This window comes from uncultured Aquimarina sp. (assembly GCF_947492405.1).
Taxonomy (GTDB): domain Bacteria; phylum Bacteroidota; class Bacteroidia; order Flavobacteriales; family Flavobacteriaceae; genus Aquimarina.
Map to the genome: position 1 here is coordinate 1,148,094 of NZ_CANLMP010000001.1, position 22,182 is coordinate 1,170,275.

The window sequence follows — 22,182 nt, forward strand, 5'->3', positions numbered from 1 at the left end:
TTCTTTTTATAATTTAAATTGATTTTTAATACTCTTCTAGGGATAATTGAGTAATTTTATTATCCGAGGATAACTTTAATATTAGAATTGTTGATGAATTTTCGAATTCTACTAAGTAACGCTTACTGCCTTCATCATCCATTAAAAAAGAAGACTCTCCTATATTTCCTTTTTTAGCTTGATTATTAGCTATAAAACTTTGCACCTTATCTAAGGTAAATGACGATTGTAAATCCGAAGAGAATAACTCGAAAAGCTTATTAGCATCTTTTGCATTATACGCATCAGCTATTTTTGTGATAGTCATTTGATAACTATCTTCTGTCTGTGTAAAACTAAAACAGACACATAATAGTAGTAAGTAGGTAATTTTTTTCATAAAGTTTGGGTTATAAATAATTAGTATTACGGTTTAGCCATAGTAAATCTACTTTTAAAGTATCATTTTTTATCAATAAACTGATTGAAAAAAATAATATAATATCGATGAAATACAGTTTTAATCGATTAAATACAAAATAATAATAAAAAACTTGTTGTTTATAAAAACTAATTAAGGGAATATATAGTTTAAATAATTTTGAAATAAAATAATTTTAAAATTTCATTTATCATATTACACAAAACACTGTATACTTAGAATCTAAATCTTTTAACTTGTAGTATTTCTTAGAAGAAAAAAGATCTTTTATTAAAATAAAATATTGATTATCAAGTAATTTTGAAAATAACTAAAGAAGTATTTTTTTTCATAGATTGTTGAGTTTGGTTATTCAAACTTAAACCAATACTACGGTAAAACCATAATAAATTTATGTTTTTAACATAAATTTATGATTTGTTTAACAGTATTAATCAATGAAAAATCATTAAATACGACATGAGAAAAAAAGACAAATAAATTATTTAAAAAAGTAAGAATATTCATATTTAACATTTAAACAGAGCTTTATAGATCATATACCTAGGATAGCTTGATAATTGTTTATTAAAAAAACGTAGTTTTAGTCAATTCAGATTTCAAACAAAATAGATCTTAGTTTTATGAAGAAGATTCTAAAAATAACTTTTAAAATATTAATAATAACATTTCTAACACTATCAACTCAAATTGGAGGGATTATTTATTTGGCAATTGAATTAACCATTAAAAAAACTATAAGAAACTATCGATTTATAAAGATAGGAGTCTTTACGATAACGTATTTAATAATAACATTTACAGTAGTACCTTATCTAGCTCCTGTTTTCGGCAGAGAAAAAATAAAGAATAATGATCTTATTGAAGCCTGTACATTTTTTACAATACTTAGTAATAGAAACTACGTAACCCCCGAACTAAATGTCTCTTTACAAAAAATTGCTAAAACTATTAATAAGAGTCATAACACCATTAGATTAGTATATCTGGATGCTAACTTTCCATTCATAAATGGATTTCCTTTACCTCCACACCTAAGTCATAACGATGGAAAAAAAATTGACATTTCTTTCATTTATACAAATAACAAAGGGACAATTACCAATAAAAAACCAGCACTTTGGGGTTATGGTGTATATGAAGATCCAAATCCAAGAGAATATAATCAAGTTAGAGCTTGTAAGAAAAAAGGATATTGGCAATATGATTTTGCAAAATACTTAACTTTTGGTGTCTCAAATAATCAACTTAAGTTTTCAGAAAAAGCTACAAAAGATTTACTTTTGGCAATTGTAAATCAACAAAAGGTAGGAAAAGTTTTTATTGAACCCCATCTTAAAAGTAGGTTAGGAATACAAAATTCTAAAATACGATTTCACGGTTGTCAGGCAGTTCGGCATGATGATCATATACATTTACAATTGAAATAGATTTAGGCAGACTAAATCTGATATAAAATAACTAGTATGGAAACCAAAAAATTATCATTGCATCACATCATTAAAGAACCTACCCTAAAAAAAGACAAAACTCCTGTTTTATTTATGTTTCATGGGTATGGTAGTGATGAGAATGATTTGTTTTCATTTGCTTCTGAACTTCAGGATGAACTATTCATTATATCTGTCAGAGCTCCATATCCTATGCAACCCTATGGAAATGCTTGGTATGCCATTTATTTTGATGCTGCACAAGGAAAATTTAGCGATGATGCACAGGCTATAGAATCGAGAGATAAAATAGCGAATTTTATAGATGAAGCTGTAATTACGTATAATCTGGATCCTGATAATGTTACATTACTTGGTTTTAGTCAAGGTACTATTCTTAGCTATGCTGTAGCACTCTCCTATCCTGAAAAAGTAAAAAATGTAATAGCATTGAGCGGGTATTTAAATGAGGATATTCTCAAAGAAAATTATGTTGGTAACGATTTTTCAAAACTTAATTTATATTGCTCTCACGGAAGTGTTGATCAAGTAATTCCAATAGATTGGGCTCGTAAAGCTCCATTGAAACTTGCTAAACTTGGAATACAAACATCCTTAAATGAATTCCCTGTTGGCCACGGAGTAGATCCGCGTAATTTTTATCAGTTTAAAGAGTGGCTGGGTAAACACCTTTAGAAATCTTATAAAAATCATACTAAGTAATATTTTTTTTCGTTGAAATAGAGTCACTTATCTTAAAACTCTAAAAATGAAAACGCTAATCACCCCAATTGTTTTCGTGCTACTTTTTTTCACCTATTTTGGTACAGCACAAATCACGTATGAAGCCGCTTTCTCTAACATAGATTTCGAATTTCCTACCGAAATACAATCTCCCGGTGATGGAACAGATAGAATGTTTATAGTAGAACAACGAGGAAGAATCAAAGTGTTTCCCAGAAAAAGTGATGTCACAGCTAGTGATGTAGCTACTTTCTTGGATATTACAGATCGTGTACGTTTTAGAGATGGTCAAGAAGTAGGGTTACTAGGACTAGCTTTCCATCCTGATTATAGTACTAACAGATATTTATACACATACTATACGACCAATAGTCCTGTATCGGGTATTACAGTAAGAATGGTACTTTCTAGATTTACAGTAAGCACTACGAATCCTAATTTTGTAGATCCAAATAGTGAATTAGTTCTTTTTCAGTTTGATAAAAATCAAAATAATAGTAATCATAATGGCGGTAAAATTGCTTTTGGATTAGACGGATACCTTTATATTTCTATCGGTGATGGTGGTGGTGGAAATGATCCCGAAGGTAATGGACAAAATAAGAATACTGTTTTTGGCAGTATTCTGCGCATTGATGTGGATTTGGATGGAAATAATCCAATAGAAAGCAACTCAGATTTGCCCAACGGAAATTACGAAATACCTAGTGACAATCCTTTTGTTAATATAAGCGGATTGGATGAAATATATGCATACGGAATAAGAAATACCTGGAAGTTTTCATTTGATAATGTAACAGGTAGACTTTGGGGCGCTGATGTAGGTCAAGGAGCTTTTGAAGAAGTGAATATTATTGAAAAAGGAGAAAACTATGGTTGGAGTCGATTCGAAGGGAATTCTGTAGCTAATAGTAATGTTACTATTAATGAACCTACCGTTTTTCCTGTACATGTCTACAACCGTAACCAAGGAGATCGCTCTATAACGGGAGGTTATGTATATAGAGGATCAGAAATTACTAGTTTAAGTCCAGATATAAGTTCAAAATACGTTTTTGGTGATTATGTAAGCGGAAGAGTTTGGGCATTAGACTACAATCCTTCAACTGGAACTAGCAATAGTACTTTGTTATTTAAAACATCTGGTGAGTTTGTTTCTTCTTTTGGAGTAGATAAAAATGGTGAGTTGTATTTTAGTGATTATGGGAGTAATGCACAAATTTATAAACTAGTAGATGGCACATCCACCCCATCTGGAACTGCAGTAAATGGTATTGGACAGTGGGAAGAATTAAATCAAGGAATCCCTAATGGAATTGTACAATCCGTAGTTACATATACAAACGGAGATGTATTTCATGCAGGAACCTTTAATCAAGCAGGAAACATAACCGCAAATAATATTGCAGTATGGAACGAAGCTTCTGGCTGGAGTACATTGGGTACAGGATCTAATGGAACTATTAATGCTCTTAAGATAGCACCAAACGGAAATTTATATGCTGGTGGAGCTTTTACCGAAATTGGTGGGATTTCTGCTCAAAACATCGCCATGTGGAATGGTAGTAATTGGTCTTCACTTGGACCTGGAACTGATGGAACGGTAGCAGCATTGGAGATTGATCCTAATGGAAATGTTTATGCAGGAGGTGTTTTTGAAACTGTAGATGGAAATACTGTCCGAAATATTGCTTTATGGAATGGTACAACCTGGTCTGCATTAACGGATGCCGCCAGTGGTATACCAGGTACCAATAATGAAGTTCGATCTTTAGTATTAGATAGTGATGGCACACTTTATGCTGGAGGTAATTTTGATGAAGCCGGAAATAATACTGCCAATAGAATTGCCACTTGGAATGGAACTAATTGGGGAACATTAGGCTCCGGAACTAGTGGTTTTGTAGAGGCTATTGCGGTAAGCTCAACAGAAGTATTCATAGGAGGTAACTTTTCTATTGCTGGAGGTCAGACTGTAAATCGTATTGCAAGATGGAATAAAAATACAGCTAACTGGTCTGCTTTAGGCAATGGCGTAAATAACATTGTAAATTCATTAATTTACGATGGAAACAACCTATACGTTGGTGGTGCTTTTGATACTGCAAATATTGATAATAGTAATAGCATCATTGTAAATAATATAGCAAGATGGAGCGAAACTAATGGTTGGGAAGCTTTAGGTACAAATATGAATGTAGGAGTAGATATTAAAATCAACACCTTGGATTTTGCTTCAGATAGTGATGGAATAAATAAAGTTTTTGTTGGTGGAAACTTTTCAAGTGCAGGAGTAATCATTGCAAATAATACAGCGAAGTGGGTTTCAGGAAATCCATTAAGTATTCCAGATACAGATCAGCAAACGGTTTATCTCTATCCTAACCCCACTAATGGAATAGTACAACTTCCTAACGTAAATGATTGGATACTTTTAGATAATTCTGGTAAAATTATAGATAAAGGAAGAAGCGCCACTCTCGATATATCTGAATATGCAATTGGGATGTATTTTTTAAAAATAAAAAATAGCAGTACCTTAAAGATTATTAAAAAATAATAACAAAAGTTTTAACGATATTTATCGTTAAGACCTACACCATCCATAATCATAGGTGTAATTTTTTTTACTCTAGAAATTCTGGTAGCTTCTCGTTTTGCAGTTGCAATATATTCTTTATATTCTTTTTGTTTAAACGGAGTTAACTTCTCAAAACAAGCTTTTAAATCAGAATTAATTACTAATACGGCTTGTAATTCTTCAGGTATTTTGATATCCTTAGACTTTTCTATTTTTATTTCCTTACCATCTTTCTGATTCTGAATAGCCTCTTGTACATATTGTAATACAAGCTCTTTGTCAATTTCTTCAAAAGTATTGAATCTCCATTGTCGTAAACCTTTGGTTTTCCCCTCTTGAGCATTAATCAACTTATGCTGTTTATCTTGTAAAAACACACCTTGATAAAACCAGATTCCTATGTAAGATTTAAAAGCTCCTAAGCCCACTATATTCTTTCCATCAATTGTATAAACAGGAATTCCCCATTTAACCGTTTCTTCCATTTCTGTAGAAAGCATGATAGACCTTAACAATTCTAAACTTTCTTTCCACTCAGTTTTCTTTGAAATAAACTCTTCTACGGATGTATTCTTTTGCATAATCTTAAAATATAGTACTTGCTAATGTAAAAAAATCTCTCAAAAATGATGTCAATATAATTCCGAAAAGTTTTATGTAATCTATAAAAACATTATTATGATTTTTAGTTAATTTTACCATTAATGTTATACTATGATAAAAAAATCAGATCTCTTCACTTGGATTTATGTCCTTATACTATAACTCTAAAAGACCATACATTGGTTTCTTTATTAAACTTTGATGAATAAACTTAATTAATTATTAAAAACATTCGATTATAGGTAGTATCGATCTGATAAGCACTGTTTTTCTTTGTTATAGCTTACTTAAATTAAAAAAACGCAAGTCAAAAGACTTGCGCTTAGTTAATTATTTTTCATACTTAGTTAAACATAGATTATGCTCCGTAATAAAATTTCTCTTTTATTATTTGTCCATCCTTCCAATCTTGAACAGCAATCTGTGTATAATTTTTAATCCCCCAGTCTTTATGAGTATAGTCGAAATGCCATTCTACCATTGTTGTGTTTTCACCGACTGTTACTTTTAAAGGTTGTGCGCCTCTAAATTCTGTAATTGCTTCAAAGAATTCTTCTTCACGTTTTCTATTGGCTTCTTTACCTTTAATAACCGGATTATCGTTTTCTTGCATTACAATATCGTTATGATAGAATTGGTCAAAAGCTTCTAAGGCTTTTCCTTGAAGTATCATGTCATTAATTGTACTGATTTTTTCTAAAAGAGTATTCATTTTTTTATTGTTTTAAATATTATTATACAAATGTCTAAAACAAGGAGCAAAGAGAAAATGAAGTAGATTATGAAATGATGTTAAACTAGATTAACATTTATTGATTTTGTATTAATTGGCTTTTAATTTTACTTAAAAATTCCTTGGTAATACCTAGATAAGAAGCAATCATGTATTGAGGAACACGTTGTTCTATTTTTGGGTAGGTTTCCTTAAAAATAAGATATCGTTCTTTTGCAGTCAAACTAAAATTTCGAATGATTCGTTTTTGGGAAGCTACAAAAGCACGTTCTACAATCTTTCTAAAAAGGCGCTCTAATTTAGGTATTTCTGAATATAATTCTTCGAGCGTATTATTAGTAAATTGAATAAGTTGAGTGTTTTCCAGGCATTGAACATTATAATCCGCAGGTGTTTGGGATATAAAACTCCCTAAATCTGATGTCCACCAATCTTCAATAGAAAATATAACAATATGTTCTTGTCCTTCTTTATCCATATAAAACATTTTTGTACATCCAGATAAAATAAAACATACACTATTACATACATCCCCTTGTTGAACGATATATTGATCTTTGAGATAATCTCTATATCTAATCTTGGAGAACAGGATGTCTTCTTCTTCAATAGTTAAATTGATATACTTATTTATATACTCCAATAAAGGTTTGCGATTCATCTATATTTATTGCTTATGTCTAAAGTGTTTGTTTATGGTTTAACCATTTTTTTATTTTTTCTTTTAATTCTATAGTTTTTTATCTGTTCTTGAAAACCTTATTCAAGGTTAAATCTATTTTTATAAATGCAGCAATTCGTAACTGATTAGATATCTAACACCATAAATTGTTCTAGTTCCTTTTTTAAAATTATTAGCAATTAATATTCATATCCGAATTTTTAAAACTAAAAAAGTATTTTATGAAAGATTACTTTCTAAATACCCTTTCAATCTTTCTTTTATGAAGTAATTCCAACCAGCTTGACAGCTTTCTATAGTAAACTCTGGAATATCCGATGGAAAATCTTCTATTACGTTAAGAGATAGCTTAAGTGTAACCTGATCCCGTTTCTCAAATAATTCAAAAGTTACAGAAGCATCACCAGGATATTCTTCATAATTCCAGGTGTAACTTATCTTCTTATTAGGTACAACTTCTATAATTTTCCAACGGTGTGTATATTTTCTATCCTCTACTTGTACCAAAAATTGTGTTTCAAATCCCACTTCTGGTATAAATGATTCAATATTATCAAAAAACCATAACCTCATTTCAATTACATTAGTAATCGCTTTCCATACCTTTTCAATTGAAGTGGTAAAAGTTTCTTCTACAACAATATGCTTATCTGTAGTCTTCATGTTTTAAAGTTTTATAAATAATAGTTGTATATTACTAAATTAAGGATGTTCTGTACATCTACAAAATATTATTACGGCATAAAATTTGATAATTAACCCCAAAACAACTAACTCATGGGAAGATTATTTTTTATAATAGTATTTTTAATATCTTTTACTGCTTGCGTACCTACTAAAATAGCTCCAAGGATTAAAGATTATAAGGTAACATCTGGTAAAAAATTCAAAAAACAACTACCAAAAAGAACTGCATTCATTTTTGAAGATCCAAAAAATGAAAATGAGTTTTATGCTTTTATTAATGCTAAATTTAAATTAAACAACAAGGATGTTGGATGGAATGTTCCTTTTACTGTAGATAATGAAGAATATTATTTTTCATTTTATGAAATAGAAAGAACTTCTAATACTATCAATATAGCCCCAATTATTGCAGATATCGCTCTCTTAGCAGCATACCAGACAACAGGAACTTATGCTTTTCAAGATTTCCATACTTCTAGAAGTGGAAAGTGGTATATAGTCCTTACAGTCAATGATAAAGATCTTATGGATCCACTTAAAGAGGACTACGAAAAAAGAGCAGAAATTGTAACTTTTCTACAACAACTCAAAAAAGAATATTTATCCACTAATAATTATAATAAATATTTATTTATGGATTAATGTATCGATAAGAAATAACTTAGGAGCCAAGGATGCAATTACCTCATTTTAATCGTTATGCATTTGATTTTTTGTTCTAAATCCGTCAAGAAACACAGTAGGTTTAGTCTATTGTTTTTTATAAAATAGGTATATAAAAGTCTACAATACAAATATTCTCTGGATGTTTTCTAAAATCATTATGATATATTTCGAAAGGAGTTTCTTCTGACTTAGTATATCCTTTTTCGCTCATCCATACAAAAAGACTACTCCAGGCTTTTTCGAAACCATCCGGAGTAATTTCAAAACGACCTATTATACTTCTGCCTTTTTTTATAGAAACAGGAGTTATTTCACCTTCAGAAACAACAGGTTCTTTCATTAATATACAAATACTCATTCTTACCTTATCTGGCGATGTTACTTTGAAACTATCGTGAAATACCCTTGCCATTTTTGCCTGGTCATTTTCTAATATTCCTTTGGATCGCCCCCATCTTAATACTTTGTCAAAAGCTTGTTCCATACCATTCACTCCTATCTGAGTAATACTAGCAAAATGTAATTCTGGTGTTTCTGTAACTTCAATTTTTGCATTCATTTCAATCCAATTTATATGATTAATACTATTGCAAATGTATTTTTCAAAAATCAAATGTTCTTGTCCAATCTTGCTTTCAGTTATACCGATCTTGCTAAATTTACCTGGAAGTTGTTTTCTAAACTCGGTTGGGCTTACTCCATAAAAATTTTTGAATGCTCTTGTAAATGAAGAATTGCTATTAAAACCATATTGCAGTGACAACGCTGTAATGCTAACTTCTTTTCTGTGCATTAACACCAAAGCCATTTTTTCAATACGCCTTCTATTTATATATGCATTCAGTGTTTCGCCAACTACAGCTTTAAAAATTCTATGAAAATGAAAAGGAGAATACAAAGCTATATTTGCAACAATTTCTAATGACAAATCTCCATCAAGGTTATTATCAATAAACTGGAGTGCCAAATTAATTCGATGTATGTACTCTTTGTTTATGTTTTCTTTAGTGGTTATCATTATTTTCTAGAAGTTAGTAGTAATACTCTTTATTTACAATAATCTACTTTCGCTATGTTCCATTTTTAATATCCTTTAGAAGAGCAAGGGTAAATCCCTAAAAAACTGTCATTTAGCCACAAAACACAAGCCAACATCCTCTTCATTGAGTTTCTTTAAATTTAAATAAATAATTTAAGTTATCATTAACTTTTAAAATTACATATCATGTTAGAAAATTTATTGAAATTAAAAAATCTTAAGGTTTTAGAAAAACAACAACAATCAGGTATTAAAGGAGCTGGAATTTGTGCAGATCCCGAAATGCATTATATTCATTGTCACAAAAATGACTAAAATTTAAAAAAACAAAAAAGCTGAACAATGATATTATTGTTCAGCTTTAATTAATAAATTTAATCCTTTAATAATCCGTATCGGTTATTTAGGACTAGACAATTTTATAATTGTATCTCTACCTTCTCAATAACAGCAGAATTCCATTCAAAATCAATCGACAAACTATTGTCTTTTTCATTCCAATCAGTTCCAACAGTTTTACTTCCGACGGTAACAGATTTTGGAGCTTTTTCAACATTATGCACAATTAATGAGATCTTACGAGTTGTTTTAGTATAATCATTCCCTGTGTTAGCTTTTAAGTTTATAGAAAGTGTAGTATCGGTATTTTTACTTTCAAAATTTAGTATTTCATACTTTCCTTTCTCATATGCATTAGGAGTTTTACCATCATCATCATATAATTTACCTACACCGTTTTTTACTGTCGTATCATAATAGTAATGTAAGATCAGTTCCTTAGTACTATAGGCTTCTGTATGCTGAACCGTTTCAACCATTGGAATAAATGACCCTTCTTTTACAAATACCGGAATATGATCTTCTGATGTTTCTACAGTAATATATCTTCCTCCTTCATATTTTTGACCACTAAAAAAGTCATACCAATTAGCACCTTTAGGAAAGTATACATCTTTTGACACCACTCCTGATTTTACAATTGGAGACACCAAAAAATTATCACCCCATAAATACGTATTAGATACTGTTTGTAATTCTTTAGTATCGTCATCTTCAAAAAATAATGGTCTCATTAATGGAATTCCAGTCTGATTGTTCTCAAATGCTAAGGTATAATTGTATGGAAGCATCTGATACCTAAGTTCGATACTCTTTTTAGCAAGTTCTTTGGTTTTTTTATCGTGAAAAACCGGTTCTGGAGCGATATGTTCTTGTGCGTGCGGTCTATAAATAGGTTGAAAAACTCCATATTGTAACCAACGTGTATATAATTCCGCATCAAATTTTTCTCCACCAGCAAATCCCCCAAGATCCGAATGCATATATCCTAATCCCTGAATTGCCATAGACAAAGCAATTTCTGTCTGTGGTTGCAATCCTCCCCAACTTCTACTAACATCTCCTGACCACGGGATCATACCAAATCGTTGTGATCCAGAATATCCTGCGCGCATTAAGATAAACGGACGCTGCTCTGGAAAATCTTTTTTATATCCTTCCTGAACCAATCTTGCCCAATCGTGGCCATAAATATTATGCACTTCATCAGCCGATCCGGTAGCGTGCAATAACGTAGAAGGATGAACTTCTGGTTCTCCCAGATCTCCCCACCATCCTGACACTCCATATTCTTGAGTATAGGTTTTATAAATATTCCAGAACCAAGCTGCACCTTTCTGATCATAGATATCTACAATTCCTGTATTACCAAAATAGAAATCATAGGTAAAAGGATTTCCTGCAGCATCTTTTCCTAAGACTTTTTCGGCAACGGCTTCATCCCATTTTTTTGATGTTGATAAAACAAAAGGCTCTGTTATCAATATTGTCTTTACCCCTTGATCTTTGAAATCATTAATCATTTGTTTAGGGTTAGGAAATGAATCTTTAAGAAACTCCAGATTACCCATATGCCCTTTGATATCTTTTCCGAACCAATAAATATCTAGGATTACCGCATCTAGTGGAATAGAATCATTCTTAAACTTAGCAATAGTTTCTTTGGTTTCTTTTTCTGAGTGATACCCAAAACGACTGGCAAAATTACCAAAAGCCCATCTAGGAGGTAATGGTTGTTTACCAGTTAAATCCGTATACTGATCCATCAAATCTTTCCAGTCATCACCAGCTACAACTTGATACGTTTTTCTACCATTAATAGTCTCATAACTAAGTGTATTATCCTTTTTACTATCGATATCCAAAAATCCAATAGGTGCATTATCAAAATGAACCGCATATGTCTTAGAAGACAGTACTAATGGCATGGTATAGTTCATGAGTTCAGAACGGGTTTCATATCCATAATGTGCTTTATTATATAATTGTAATCTATTTCCTCTTCTATTCATTCCCACTACCCTAGCTCCTGCTCCATAAATAACTTCTTCTTTATCTAGATTAAAATTCAGAATCTCGGTAGAATCAGTTTTGATATATCCTAACTTTTCAGAAATTAACTTCTTATCCTTATAGATATAAGATATATGAAAAGGTTCTTTAGTGATACGAACTTGAATTCCATCAGAGCCATATACAATAGTATTATCGGTTTCTGTTAACTGCGATACTATTCCTTTTTCTAAAATCACTGCATGCGAAGTTGGATTATACGTTTCTCCGGTAGGAATAAAAGAAGTTTCTACAATCTTATCAGAATATAACTTGATTATATATTTCCCATTATCCCTAGAAATCTCTATAAATCGATCTTCTTGGTAACTATCTATATTAACAATAAAATCGCTTGTAGCTGTTCTGCAGGAAAGCATTAAAAAAGTAAGTGTTCCGAAAAACAAAAAGGAAAAAAAACTTGACTTCATATATAATAAGTGTTTCTGATTTAGATAAGAATCAAATATACTAGAATCCCTTTAGAATAAGGACATAACAATAAATAGCAATACCGAATTATTGAATTTTCAGTTAAACAAGAGAAACGCAAGAAAAATCACAACGGTTTACTACAACGATTTCGTTAATATAAAGACTTCTTTTTTTGCTTAGTAATACAATTCATACAGCAGTTACAGTATCATAAAACACCTAACCTTATCCTAATAATTTGTTGAGATAGATTAAACGTTTTGGTAATACCGAAGCTATACTTTTAGGATGTCAATAACCAATTTAATCTTAATCATATTACACATGAAAAATCATTCTAACTCCTTATCCAGTCAATGCAGAAAACTAATAAGCCTCTCAATATGTTTAGGCTTGTTTTTTTCTTTTTCAGCTATGGCGCAAACACAAAAAAATGAAACGAAATCACAATTTGATCTTCCAAAAGACAATCATTATGGTAATGAAATCTACGCAAAAGGAAAAGGAAAATCCTTCAGAAATTTTGGGGATTTATTATTTTCCAGAGCAGTATTAAAAGCTTCAAGTTTTTCAGAAGGACCTACTTCAGGTCTTTTTATTGGTGATGGGCCAATCAATGAACAAGAACTTCCTTTCACAAACAAACAACCTATTCAAGGGTTTTCGGCGGTACTGAACAATATGGATGGAACCTTTACTGCAATGTCTGACAATGGTTTCGGGAGTATTGAAAACTCTTCGGATTACAATTTACGCTTATACAAAATCAAACCAAGATTCGAAACACTTTTTAGAAGAGGTGAAGGAGATATTCAGATATTAGAATATCTAGAATTAAAAGATCCTAACGGATTAATCCCATTTACAATTACCAATCATTTTAGTCAAGATAGAATATTAACAGGTGCTGATTTTGACATTGAATCTATCCAGAGAACAAGTAATGGTGATTATTGGATCGGAGATGAGTTTGGTCCTTTCTTATTACATTTTGATAAAAACGGAGTATTATTAGATGCGCCCTTTGTGTTACCTGATCTAGATAATCCTGGCAAAGAATTACGATCACCACAAAATCCATTTAGTGAAGAAGCAAGTGCTATAAGAGTTATGAATGCAATGAGATCACATGCACAAGCTAACGGAAGTAAACCACCAGTAATGTCGCCTTGGTTCGTTATGCTAGATGATAATGATGAAAATACGGTGGTTGGAAGCAGAACAACGCCTTCTAATGGTTTAGCAGAAGCATCAAGTGAATTATTTAATGTTTCTTCATTAAACCGAGCAGGACATCCTGTAGTTGTATATACGGTAAACGATACTCAAAACATGAATCGTTTATTAGATTTAGACTTACAAGGGATTATTTCTGATCGCCCAGACCTATTATTAGAGGCAGTACAAAATTTTGATAAAAATCAAGATGGGCGTGCCGATTATATGGATGCAGATGGTCTTATCGATGTAAATCTTTTTGACGCGCAAGGACATCGTGGTGCTCGAAATTTACGTCCGGAAAACACCCTACCATCTATGGAAGCTGCCTTAGACTATTTAATGCCTACATTAGAAACAGATTGCGGAATTACATTAGATGGAATCCCTGTATTAGATCACGATCCACATATAGAAGCCGCTAAAACAAGAAAAGCAGATGGAACTGCTTATGAATTCGAAGATGAAGTATTGGTAAAGGATCTTACGTTATCTACTATTCAAAACACTTTTATTGCGGATAAAATATTAGCAGGAAGACCAGCACAAACTAATGATCTTTCCCTATCTCCAGTGTCTGTAGCTTTTTCTAATGAAAAAGGTTTTATCGATCCTTACGTCATGCCATCACTACAGCAATTATTTGATTTTGTAGAATTTTATGTAGAATTTTATAAAAATGGAGAAGGATCTGCTCATCAAGAAGCAACAAAACGTTGGATGAATGCCTCTAAAGTTCGTTTCAATATAGAAACTAAAATCAACCCAAGAACGGATCTCGATGATCGCGGAGATGTTTTTGCTGAGAGAACATTTGGTCCTGAAACATTTACTAAAGCAATTGCAGATATTATCGTTGCAAATGGATTAACAAATCGAGCAGATATACAAAGCTTCGATTTTAGAACATTACTAATTTCTCAAAAAGAATATCCAGAAATAAGAACAGTTTGTTTATTTGGTGATTTCCCTAAAGTTGGAAATGCTGGTGATGGTACCAACTTACAAGATCAAAACGGAGAGAATACTCCTTGGTTAGCAGGAATGTACTGGCCTTATAGAATTACAAAACTAGATACGCCATTTAATGTAAAACAAAGTGGTGGTTTTGAAGGAATGGCTTTAACTACTGACAACACCAAATTATTACCGCTACTAGAAAAACCTTTAGAGGGAAGTGAAAATAATAACTTATTAATTCACGAATTTAGTTTGGCGAGTAAATCTTACACCAATAAAAAGTATGAATATCCTCTTAACGAAAGAGCTTCTGCTATTGGTGACTTTATTATGTTTAGTGGACAAAGAGGAGTAATTATAGAACGTGATGGATCTCAAGGTGATCTTGAAGGGTTCAAAGCTATTTATGAAATAGAATTAAATAACGATTCTACTATGGTTCAGAAACGATTAAATGTTGATTTATTAAAAATCAGAGATCCTAGAAGAATTTCAGAACCAGGTTTACCTGGAGATATAGGAATCGGTAGAGATTTTGCATTTCCTTTTGTAACTATAGAAAGTGTTATAGTATTTAACCCTTACCTAATAGGTGTTTTAAATGATAACAATTATCCATTTAGCGTAGGACGACACGTGGGTGAAGGGTTACCAGATGATAATGAGTTTATTCTTATTTGGTTAGATCAAAGATTAGGATCGCCTTGGTATAACCATCGTAATAATATCTCAAGGCTCCAGGATCATGAATTCAAAACCTATCCTAATACTTTTACAGATCAAGTTACTTTCTCTAGTACCAATAAAAACATAAACTCTATAGCAATAGATATATTTGATATAGCAGGAAATCTTATAAAAAAAGAGCGCTTTTTGAATACTGATGAGAATGGTTTTCAATATACTTGGAATGGTCAAACAGACAATGGAACTGAAGTAGCTAAAGGAGTTTACATTGCAATCATAGAAGCAGAAGGTGAATTTTTCAAGAAAAAACTGGTAAAAAAATAAGCCAGAAATTAACCAACTTTCTATCAATAAAAACCAAAAAAGACCTGCTAATTTAAGCAGGTCTTTTTATATATTTTTAAAACACCTTAGTTTCTAGGATACAAAAATGATTTTTCGACCTCAAAATCGACTACTCCATCCTTTCTAACATCATAAATTATAAACAATTGCCCCCAATAAACACCATCTGTAAAATCGGCTATTATCCATTTATGATTTAGTAATCGAACTTTATTAATAGCCATATTTCCTTCCATTCCTACAAAAGGAACAATTGGATTATCTGTACCTGCTTTATTTTGACTTACTATTTGATCACTGATCGTTAATTCTAATTTTTTTGCATCATAGCCTTGTTCTTCAAAATAGCTAATCGCCTCTTCATCACTATCTAATGAGAAATAAGTAAGATCCAAGATTTTTTCAATTAGTGAATCTTTTTCCAGATCTTTATATTTTAATTCTTCTTCCTTCTCCCCTATTTTTTTTACTAAATTTTCAATCTTACCATCATAAGATTCCTTGGCCTTTTTGGCATTCATAAACTGAAACAAAATGAACAACACTGAAAAAATAAATAAGTATAAAAATATTCTACTTCGCATATTAAATTTTGATTTTTAGATTATCGTAGGCAATAAAAACGTTTTTTGGTAATTGTTGTTGTACTTCTTCATGAAATCCTAGCATATGGCTGATATGCGTTAGGTAAGCCTTTTCTGGTTTAATCTCATCAATAAATTCTAATGCTTCTTCCAGATTAAAATGAGAATGATGTGGTTCTATTCTCAATGCGCTTACCACCAATACCTTGACACCTCTTAATTTTTTTCTCTCTTCTTTTTCAATGGTTTTTACATCCGTTAAATACGCAAAATCTTTGAATCGGAATCCAAAAACCTGTAATCGATTATGCATTAAATTTATCGGAATCACATCCAGGTTGCCCAGTGAAAATGGTTGGTTAGTTAGTTCATTTTCTATAACACTGGGGGCTCCTGGATATTTATTCTCTGAAGAAAATATATAGCTAAATCTTACTCTTAAAGATTCTAATACTCTTTTATGTGCGTAAACCGGGATATCTCCTTGCCTAAAGAAAAATGGTCTTATATCATCCATTCCCATGGTATGATCCGCATGTTCATGAGTAAAAACGATACCATCTATCCTATCCACATTATTCGCTAACATTTGCTGTCTAAAATCAGGTCCACAATCGATAACATATTGATATTCATCCCAAGCTACCATTACTGATACTCTTAATCTTTTATCTTTGGGGTCTTTACTCAAACACACAGGATGTGAGCTTCCTATTATAGGAATCCCCTGCGATGTGCCTGTGCCAAGAAATGTAACCTCCATATTTTATATTGAGTGAAAGCAAATGTAATTATAATTTTTTTGCTCAAAAAGTAATTCATTTCTGCTACTCATTATTTATACCTATTATAAAATGCGAAAATTTGCCTCCAGTTTTTTTTAATAATACTTAATGTATTAGTAACTTTACATAAACAAAAAAAGCCCTTTTCGCTATGCCTATTACTATCATGGGAGACAAAGAATTTGAGTCTGTCCCTTCACTTAAGAGTAAAGCCTTACGAATTAATCTTAATGCTAATATCTATGGTACCTTTGCGGAAATTGGTGCCGGTCAGGAAACTGCACGTAATTTCTTTAGAGCTGGTGGTGCCTCTGGTACTATTGCAAAGGCTATGAGTGCATATGACAAAGATTTTAGTGATGCTATCTATGGTATCGAAGATGACAAGCGTTATGTTACCGAAGCTAGATTAAAAAAAATGCTAAGGCATGAAGTTCGTCTTATAGAAGAACGTATTACCAGAGAAAAACATCCAAACAAACTATTTTTTAGTTATGCCAATACGGTAGCTACTATAGATTTTGCCAAGAAATATAAAGGACATGGTTGGGTTGGTATTCGATATCAAACAAAACCAGATGAAGATTATAATGAAATTATACTTCATATTCGTTTTCATGAAAACGATGCCAGATTGCAACAAATGACTCTTGGAGTATTAGGTGTAAATCTTATTTATGGAGCTTACTACAAATACGATAATCCAAAAAAACTTTTACGATATCTATATGATCATTTAGACAAAGATCAAATTGAAATTGATACTATCAATTTTTCGGGACCTAGATTTAAAAAGGTAGATAACCGATTAATGAGTTTGCAGTTGGTTAAAAATGGAATGACAGAAGCAGTAATGTTCGGACCAGATGGTAATAATGTGTTACCAGCAGCTGTTTTATATAAAAAGAATATCCTAGCACTTAGAGGAAGTTTTAGACCTGTGACTAAAGTAAATATGGATATTTACAAAAAATCTCTTAATATGTTCCTGAATGAAAATAAGGTACGTAAAGAAAAAACAATAGAGATTTTTGAAATTACTCTTTCTAATCTTAGAGCAGAAGGAGAAATTGATGAAGAAGATTTTATGTGTAGAGCCCGTTTGCTTTGTTCTCTCGGACAAACGGTAATGATCTCTAATTTCCAGGAGTATTATAAGGTTGTGGAGTATTTCTCTAACTACACAAAAGAACGTATGGCGTTATCCATGGGTGTAAACAATCTAGTTGATATTTTTGATGAGAAATATTACCGACACCTAAGTGGTGGTATTCTGGAAGCCTTTGGTAAACTTTTCTTTAAAGATTTAAAAGTATATTTATATCCACTAAAAGATCCTAAAACAGGTAAACTTACAACTAGTGAAAATCTTAAGGTACACCCTAGAATGAAAGAATTATATAAATTCTTTAAACACAATGGAAAGCTACAAGATATAGTAGATTATGACCCTACTATTATGGACATATATTCCAGAGAAGTACTTCAGAAAATCCAAGAAGGAGAATCTGGATGGGAAGAACAATTACCAGATCTTATTCCTGAAATGATTAAAGAAAATAATTTCTTTGGTTATAAAGAAACGGAAACGGTATAATTAAGCTGTTACATAAGTTATTTAGATTACGGACGATTTATTATAATTAATCGCTAATATACTATTGTAATTATGTTTTATAATTATATATGACTGTTATGGTCAATTAATTCAAAATCTGTAATTCAATTTTTATGTAAATAGAAATATGAAAACTAAAATTGCTTATTATAATGTAAACAGATTTGCGCCATATATTATATATAGTTCTGTTTTTTTGATAATATTTCTATATGCTTTAATAACTAACCACAAAAAAATTGAGCTTCTAGGAATTATTATGATAGTAGTATTTATAATAGGAATCTTAATAGATATTATGTGGTTATTATTTGGTAAAATTCAACTAAGTATTGATAAAAAACAATTTATAATTGAAAAGAAATTGTTTAACATAAAACTCTTTAATAAAAAAGTAACCAGACCATTCGATGTTGAATTAATTCACAACCTTAAATCTGATTACTATCTAGCCCGTAATCCATTTAATTGGTTTACATTTTATCATAAAAATGGACTTAAGTTTATGAAAAAAAATGGTGACTTAATTTATGAAATAGGATTAAATGATAATGTTAATGCAAACTTGATTTTCGAAAATATAAAATAATAATGTGCAGATAGATCTATTAGTTCATGTATTCTTGTTTTGCTAAGATTTGATATTGTTCAACATTATGACACATCTTAAATAAAGATTATATTTTTTAATGATTTCTAATATTATAAAAAAACCACATCCATTTGTATTCAATATCTACAGTATTGTAATCCCAAGCGTACTCTCTTTTCTAATTATAGTAGTATTAGCGCCATTTAATTTTCAAGAATTGGAGATTAGTTTAAGAGCTTCATTCGCTCTGATTGTTTCAATCATAGTCGCATTAAGTATATATGCTTCAATAAAGTTTTTGAAAAGAGTATTTCCAAAACTAATGTCTGAGGATAACTGGACATTTGGCAAGGAATTTTTATTAGTTCTATTTATTCTCGTCATTATTACAATATTAATTCTTATTGCAGTATTAGCGATACAAACCAACACAACACCGCTAATTCCTATTATTCTAAAAACAGCATCAATTACAATGGCGATAAGTGTTTTTCCTATTGGCTTTTTAATTCTTTTTGAACAATATAAATATCAAAAAAATCAACTAGAAAAAGCCAATAAGCTTACGGATTCTTTAAAAAACAGTAATAACGAATTCTTAAAAGGTTCAATTGGAGAGCAACATATTTTGATAAAATCTGAGTCGAATGATATTGAGCTAAGACTTAATTATAACGATTTGGTTTATATGAAATCAGATGGCAACTATGTAGAAGTTTATTTTATAAATGCTAATGAACTCCAAAAAAAATTAATCAGAAACCGAATCAAAAACATAGAGGCTATCCTTCCAGAAAAACACTTCTTACGATGTCATAATCGTTTTATTATTAATAGTAATGCTATCATTAAAGTAGAAGGCAACGCTAGAAATTTATTACTTCACCTCAAAAATGGTATAGAAACTATTCCTGTTTCAAGAGCTAAAGCCAACTTAATTTCAGATTTTATCTATAACCTTAATGGATGAGTTGCCCAATTATCACAAATACGTCCTAATAATACCAAAGCTCTGTATATAGGGCTCTTGAGCAGTTTTTATTTTACAGATTTGCATTGTTAAATTAAAAAAAACGATGGAAATACTAGTCAACAACATTTTGTACATACACATTTTAGCAGGAGCAGTTTCATTGACAACTGGTTTAATAGCAATACTAAGTAAAAAAGGGCAAAAATGGCATAGACAATCGGGTAAACTATATTTTTATGGAATGACAGGTGTATTTATCACCGGTGTTATTATTGCAGGATTTAGGTTCAACAGATTTTTATTTTTGATAGCTTTTTTAAGCTATTACAGTGTATTCTCAGGTGTACGAGCTTTAAAACTTAAGCATTTACATAAACAACAAAAACCTGAATGGTTTGACTGGTTCGCTGGTATTTTAAATGCAGTTGCAAATGTCTTTTTTATTGGATTAGGTTTTTATTATAGTATCGAAAATGGATTTGTCTCTGGCGGTGCATTGTTATCTACTGGATTCGGTATTGGAGGGCTTCTAATTTCCTATACCAATTTAAAACCTTTTGTTTTCAGACCAGATAAATCTTATCATTGGTTTTTATCACATATAGGCAATATGATGGGCGGGTATATCGCGACATGTACAGCATTCCTATCTACCATTGTTACACGATTTGATTTTATGAATCCCTATTTGGCATTTGCGATTCCATCAATTTTAGGTTTACCTCTTTTATTATTTTGGCAAAAAAGAATTGAAAAAAAATTTGACTCCAAAAGTTGAAACTATTCGTATAAGGCAAATATTTTACAATATTTACGAAATAGTCTAGTTTTTAAATAAGATCTATCTTTCTAAAAACTGAAGTTTAAAGAACATTAACATTTTGATTTCTATTAAAAACTAAATCATTTTTTCATAATTTTATATTCTTTTGAAACTTATGTCGGACATAAAACTAAAAACAAACCCAAAAGTAGCATCGGTTTATCAGGACTACACGGATAGTGTTCGTGAAAAAATAATGGATCTTAGAAATTTAATTATAGAAACCGCAAAAGCGACAGAAGGAATCACAAATCTAGAAGAGACTTTAAAATGGGGAGAACCTAGCTTTCTAACCGAAAAAGGAAGCACCATTAGAATTGGCTGGAAAAAAGGAAAACCAAATCAATACGCTATGTATTTTCAATGCACAAGTAAATTGGTTACCACATTCAGAGTTTTGTATAAAGATACATTTCAATTCGAAGGAAATAGAGCGATAATTTTCCCGATGAATTCTAATATTCCTAAGAAGGAACTAAAAAACTGTATTACTGCTGCATTAACCTATCATAAAGTTAAACATCTGCCAACTTTAGGTATATAAAACACAAAAGCATCTGTGTTTATTACAGATGCTTTTATATAGTTATAAATTCCCAAATAGTTGGTTACAGTATTTGTGCAGCGTGATCTTTTGTTTTAACCTTCAGAATAACTTCAGAAAGAATTCCGTTTTCATCAATTACAAAAGTGGTACGGTGGATTCCATCATACTCTTTTCCCATAAACTTTTTAGGTCCCCAAACACCAAATGCTTCGATCACTTTTTTATCTTCATCTGCTAACAATGGGTAAGGCAACTCATATTTATTTTTGAAATTCTGTTGACGCTTAGCACTATCTGCACTCACACCAAGAATCTCATATCCTTGAGCCTGAAAAGTTTGATAATTATCTTTCAGATTACAAGCTTCAGCTGTACAACCAGGCGTGCTAGCTTTTGGGTAGAAAAAAACAACTAGCTTTTTTCCTTTGTAATCTTCTAAACTAATAGTATTCCCATCTTGATCTAATGCCGAGAAATTAGGAGCTTTATCTCCTGCTTTTAATGATGTCATTCTTTTATAATTATGTGAAAACTTAAAAATAAGTTTGTTTAAACTTTTTTGATAAAATTAAAACAAAAAATATAATTCAATGACGATTTTATTAAAAATTTAAGTTTTAATTCCGTATTTAAAACCT

At 31.0% G+C, this 22,182-nt stretch carries 21 protein-coding genes; 11 read left to right on the plus strand and 10 right to left on the minus strand.

Going from position 1 to position 22,182, the window contains the following annotated elements:
* Positions 1–25 precede the first annotated feature (25 nt).
* A complete protein-coding gene (locus Q0829_RS05070; RefSeq protein WP_298540647.1) occupies positions 26–379 on the minus strand; it encodes a hypothetical protein in 354 nt (117 codons plus the stop codon).
* Between the two features lie 665 nt (positions 380–1,044).
* Between Q0829_RS05070 and Q0829_RS05075 the strand changes: the two genes are divergently transcribed.
* The 3 genes from Q0829_RS05075 to Q0829_RS05085 all read left to right on the plus strand — a co-directional run bounded on the left by Q0829_RS05075 (position 1,045) and on the right by Q0829_RS05085 (position 5,155).
* On the plus strand, positions 1,045–1,851 hold the full coding sequence (locus Q0829_RS05075; RefSeq protein ID WP_298540649.1) for a hypothetical protein: 807 nt from the start codon (positions 1,045–1,047) through the stop codon (positions 1,849–1,851).
* A 36-nt stretch (positions 1,852–1,887) separates the two neighbouring features.
* Positions 1,888–2,547 carry an alpha/beta fold hydrolase gene (locus tag Q0829_RS05080; RefSeq protein WP_298540651.1) on the plus strand — a complete coding sequence of 220 codons (660 nt, stop codon included), beginning with the start codon at positions 1,888–1,890 and terminating at the stop codon, positions 2,545–2,547.
* Positions 2,548–2,620: 73 nt separating this feature from the next.
* Entirely contained in the window at positions 2,621–5,155 is a 2,535-nt protein-coding gene (locus Q0829_RS05085; RefSeq protein ID WP_298540653.1) for a PQQ-dependent sugar dehydrogenase, read from the plus strand.
* An 11-nt stretch (positions 5,156–5,166) separates the two neighbouring features.
* Here Q0829_RS05085 and Q0829_RS05090 read toward each other — a convergent pair whose 3' ends face one another.
* The 4 genes from Q0829_RS05090 to Q0829_RS05105 all read right to left on the minus strand — a co-directional run bounded on the left by Q0829_RS05090 (position 5,167) and on the right by Q0829_RS05105 (position 7,857).
* Positions 5,167–5,757: a DUF1801 domain-containing protein gene (locus Q0829_RS05090; protein ID WP_298540655.1), complete on the minus strand. Its 591-nt coding sequence runs from the start codon at positions 5,755–5,757 to the stop codon at positions 5,167–5,169.
* Positions 5,758–6,137: 380 nt separating this feature from the next.
* Positions 6,138–6,491, minus strand: coding sequence for a nuclear transport factor 2 family protein (locus tag Q0829_RS05095; RefSeq protein ID WP_298540657.1), 354 nt, complete (start codon positions 6,489–6,491; stop codon positions 6,138–6,140).
* Positions 6,492–6,588: 97 nt separating this feature from the next.
* The gene (locus Q0829_RS05100; protein ID WP_298540660.1) at positions 6,589–7,173 is read right to left on the minus strand and encodes a Crp/Fnr family transcriptional regulator; all 585 of its coding nucleotides are present in this window, start codon (positions 7,171–7,173) and stop codon (positions 6,589–6,591) included.
* 240 nt (positions 7,174–7,413) lie between these two features.
* Positions 7,414–7,857 (minus strand): SRPBCC domain-containing protein, encoded by a 444-nt coding sequence (locus tag Q0829_RS05105; RefSeq protein WP_298540662.1) that lies wholly within the window; start codon positions 7,855–7,857, stop codon positions 7,414–7,416.
* Positions 7,858–7,971: 114 nt separating this feature from the next.
* Here Q0829_RS05105 and Q0829_RS05110 point away from each other — a divergent pair, with 114 nt between their 5' ends.
* Positions 7,972–8,523, plus strand: a complete 552-nt coding sequence (locus tag Q0829_RS05110; RefSeq protein ID WP_298540664.1) for a hypothetical protein — start codon at positions 7,972–7,974, stop codon at positions 8,521–8,523.
* A gap of 118 nt (positions 8,524–8,641) precedes the next feature.
* Here the strand turns inward: Q0829_RS05110 and Q0829_RS05115 are convergent, their stop codons facing one another.
* On the minus strand, positions 8,642–9,565 hold the full coding sequence (locus tag Q0829_RS05115) for a GyrI-like domain-containing protein (RefSeq protein WP_298540666.1): 924 nt from the start codon (positions 9,563–9,565) through the stop codon (positions 8,642–8,644).
* Positions 9,566–9,772: 207 nt separating this feature from the next.
* On the opposite strand from Q0829_RS05115, the gene Q0829_RS05120 reads away from it, so the two are divergent.
* Positions 9,773–9,901, plus strand: coding sequence for a hypothetical protein (locus Q0829_RS05120; protein WP_298540668.1), 129 nt, complete (start codon positions 9,773–9,775; stop codon positions 9,899–9,901).
* Positions 9,902–10,005: 104 nt separating this feature from the next.
* On the opposite strand, the gene Q0829_RS05125 is transcribed toward Q0829_RS05120, so the two are convergent.
* Entirely contained in the window at positions 10,006–12,408 is a 2,403-nt protein-coding gene (locus Q0829_RS05125) for a TIM-barrel domain-containing protein (protein ID WP_298540670.1), read from the minus strand.
* 328 nt (positions 12,409–12,736) lie between these two features.
* Here Q0829_RS05125 and Q0829_RS05130 point away from each other — a divergent pair, with 328 nt between their 5' ends.
* Positions 12,737–15,601, plus strand: coding sequence for an esterase-like activity of phytase family protein (locus Q0829_RS05130; protein ID WP_298540672.1), 2,865 nt, complete (start codon positions 12,737–12,739; stop codon positions 15,599–15,601).
* A gap of 86 nt (positions 15,602–15,687) precedes the next feature.
* On the opposite strand, the gene Q0829_RS05135 is transcribed toward Q0829_RS05130, so the two are convergent.
* Together Q0829_RS05135 and Q0829_RS05140 are read right to left on the minus strand one after the other, a co-directional pair.
* Positions 15,688–16,206, minus strand: a complete 519-nt coding sequence (locus tag Q0829_RS05135; RefSeq protein ID WP_298540673.1) for a hypothetical protein — start codon at positions 16,204–16,206, stop codon at positions 15,688–15,690.
* 1 nt (position 16,207) lies between these two features.
* The gene (locus Q0829_RS05140) at positions 16,208–16,969 is read right to left on the minus strand and encodes an MBL fold metallo-hydrolase (protein WP_298540674.1); all 762 of its coding nucleotides are present in this window, start codon (positions 16,967–16,969) and stop codon (positions 16,208–16,210) included.
* 173 nt (positions 16,970–17,142) lie between these two features.
* Here Q0829_RS05140 and Q0829_RS05145 point away from each other — a divergent pair, with 173 nt between their 5' ends.
* The 5 genes from Q0829_RS05145 to Q0829_RS05165 all read left to right on the plus strand — a co-directional run bounded on the left by Q0829_RS05145 (position 17,143) and on the right by Q0829_RS05165 (position 21,541).
* A complete protein-coding gene (locus Q0829_RS05145; RefSeq protein ID WP_298540676.1) occupies positions 17,143–18,588 on the plus strand; it encodes a TonB-dependent receptor in 1,446 nt (481 codons plus the stop codon).
* Positions 18,589–18,736: 148 nt separating this feature from the next.
* Positions 18,737–19,198, plus strand: coding sequence for a hypothetical protein (locus tag Q0829_RS05150; protein WP_298540677.1), 462 nt, complete (start codon positions 18,737–18,739; stop codon positions 19,196–19,198).
* A gap of 100 nt (positions 19,199–19,298) precedes the next feature.
* The gene (locus Q0829_RS05155; protein ID WP_298540679.1) at positions 19,299–20,171 is read left to right on the plus strand and encodes a LytTR family DNA-binding domain-containing protein; all 873 of its coding nucleotides are present in this window, start codon (positions 19,299–19,301) and stop codon (positions 20,169–20,171) included.
* A gap of 106 nt (positions 20,172–20,277) precedes the next feature.
* On the plus strand, positions 20,278–20,952 hold the full coding sequence (locus tag Q0829_RS05160) for a hypothetical protein (RefSeq protein ID WP_298540681.1): 675 nt from the start codon (positions 20,278–20,280) through the stop codon (positions 20,950–20,952).
* Positions 20,953–21,112: 160 nt separating this feature from the next.
* Positions 21,113–21,541 carry a DUF1801 domain-containing protein gene (locus Q0829_RS05165; RefSeq protein WP_298540683.1) on the plus strand — a complete coding sequence of 143 codons (429 nt, stop codon included), beginning with the start codon at positions 21,113–21,115 and terminating at the stop codon, positions 21,539–21,541.
* A 64-nt stretch (positions 21,542–21,605) separates the two neighbouring features.
* On the opposite strand, the gene bcp is transcribed toward Q0829_RS05165, so the two are convergent.
* A complete protein-coding gene (gene bcp / locus Q0829_RS05170) occupies positions 21,606–22,055 on the minus strand; it encodes a thioredoxin-dependent thiol peroxidase (protein WP_298540685.1) in 450 nt (149 codons plus the stop codon).
* Between the last annotated feature and the right edge of the window lie 127 nt (positions 22,056–22,182).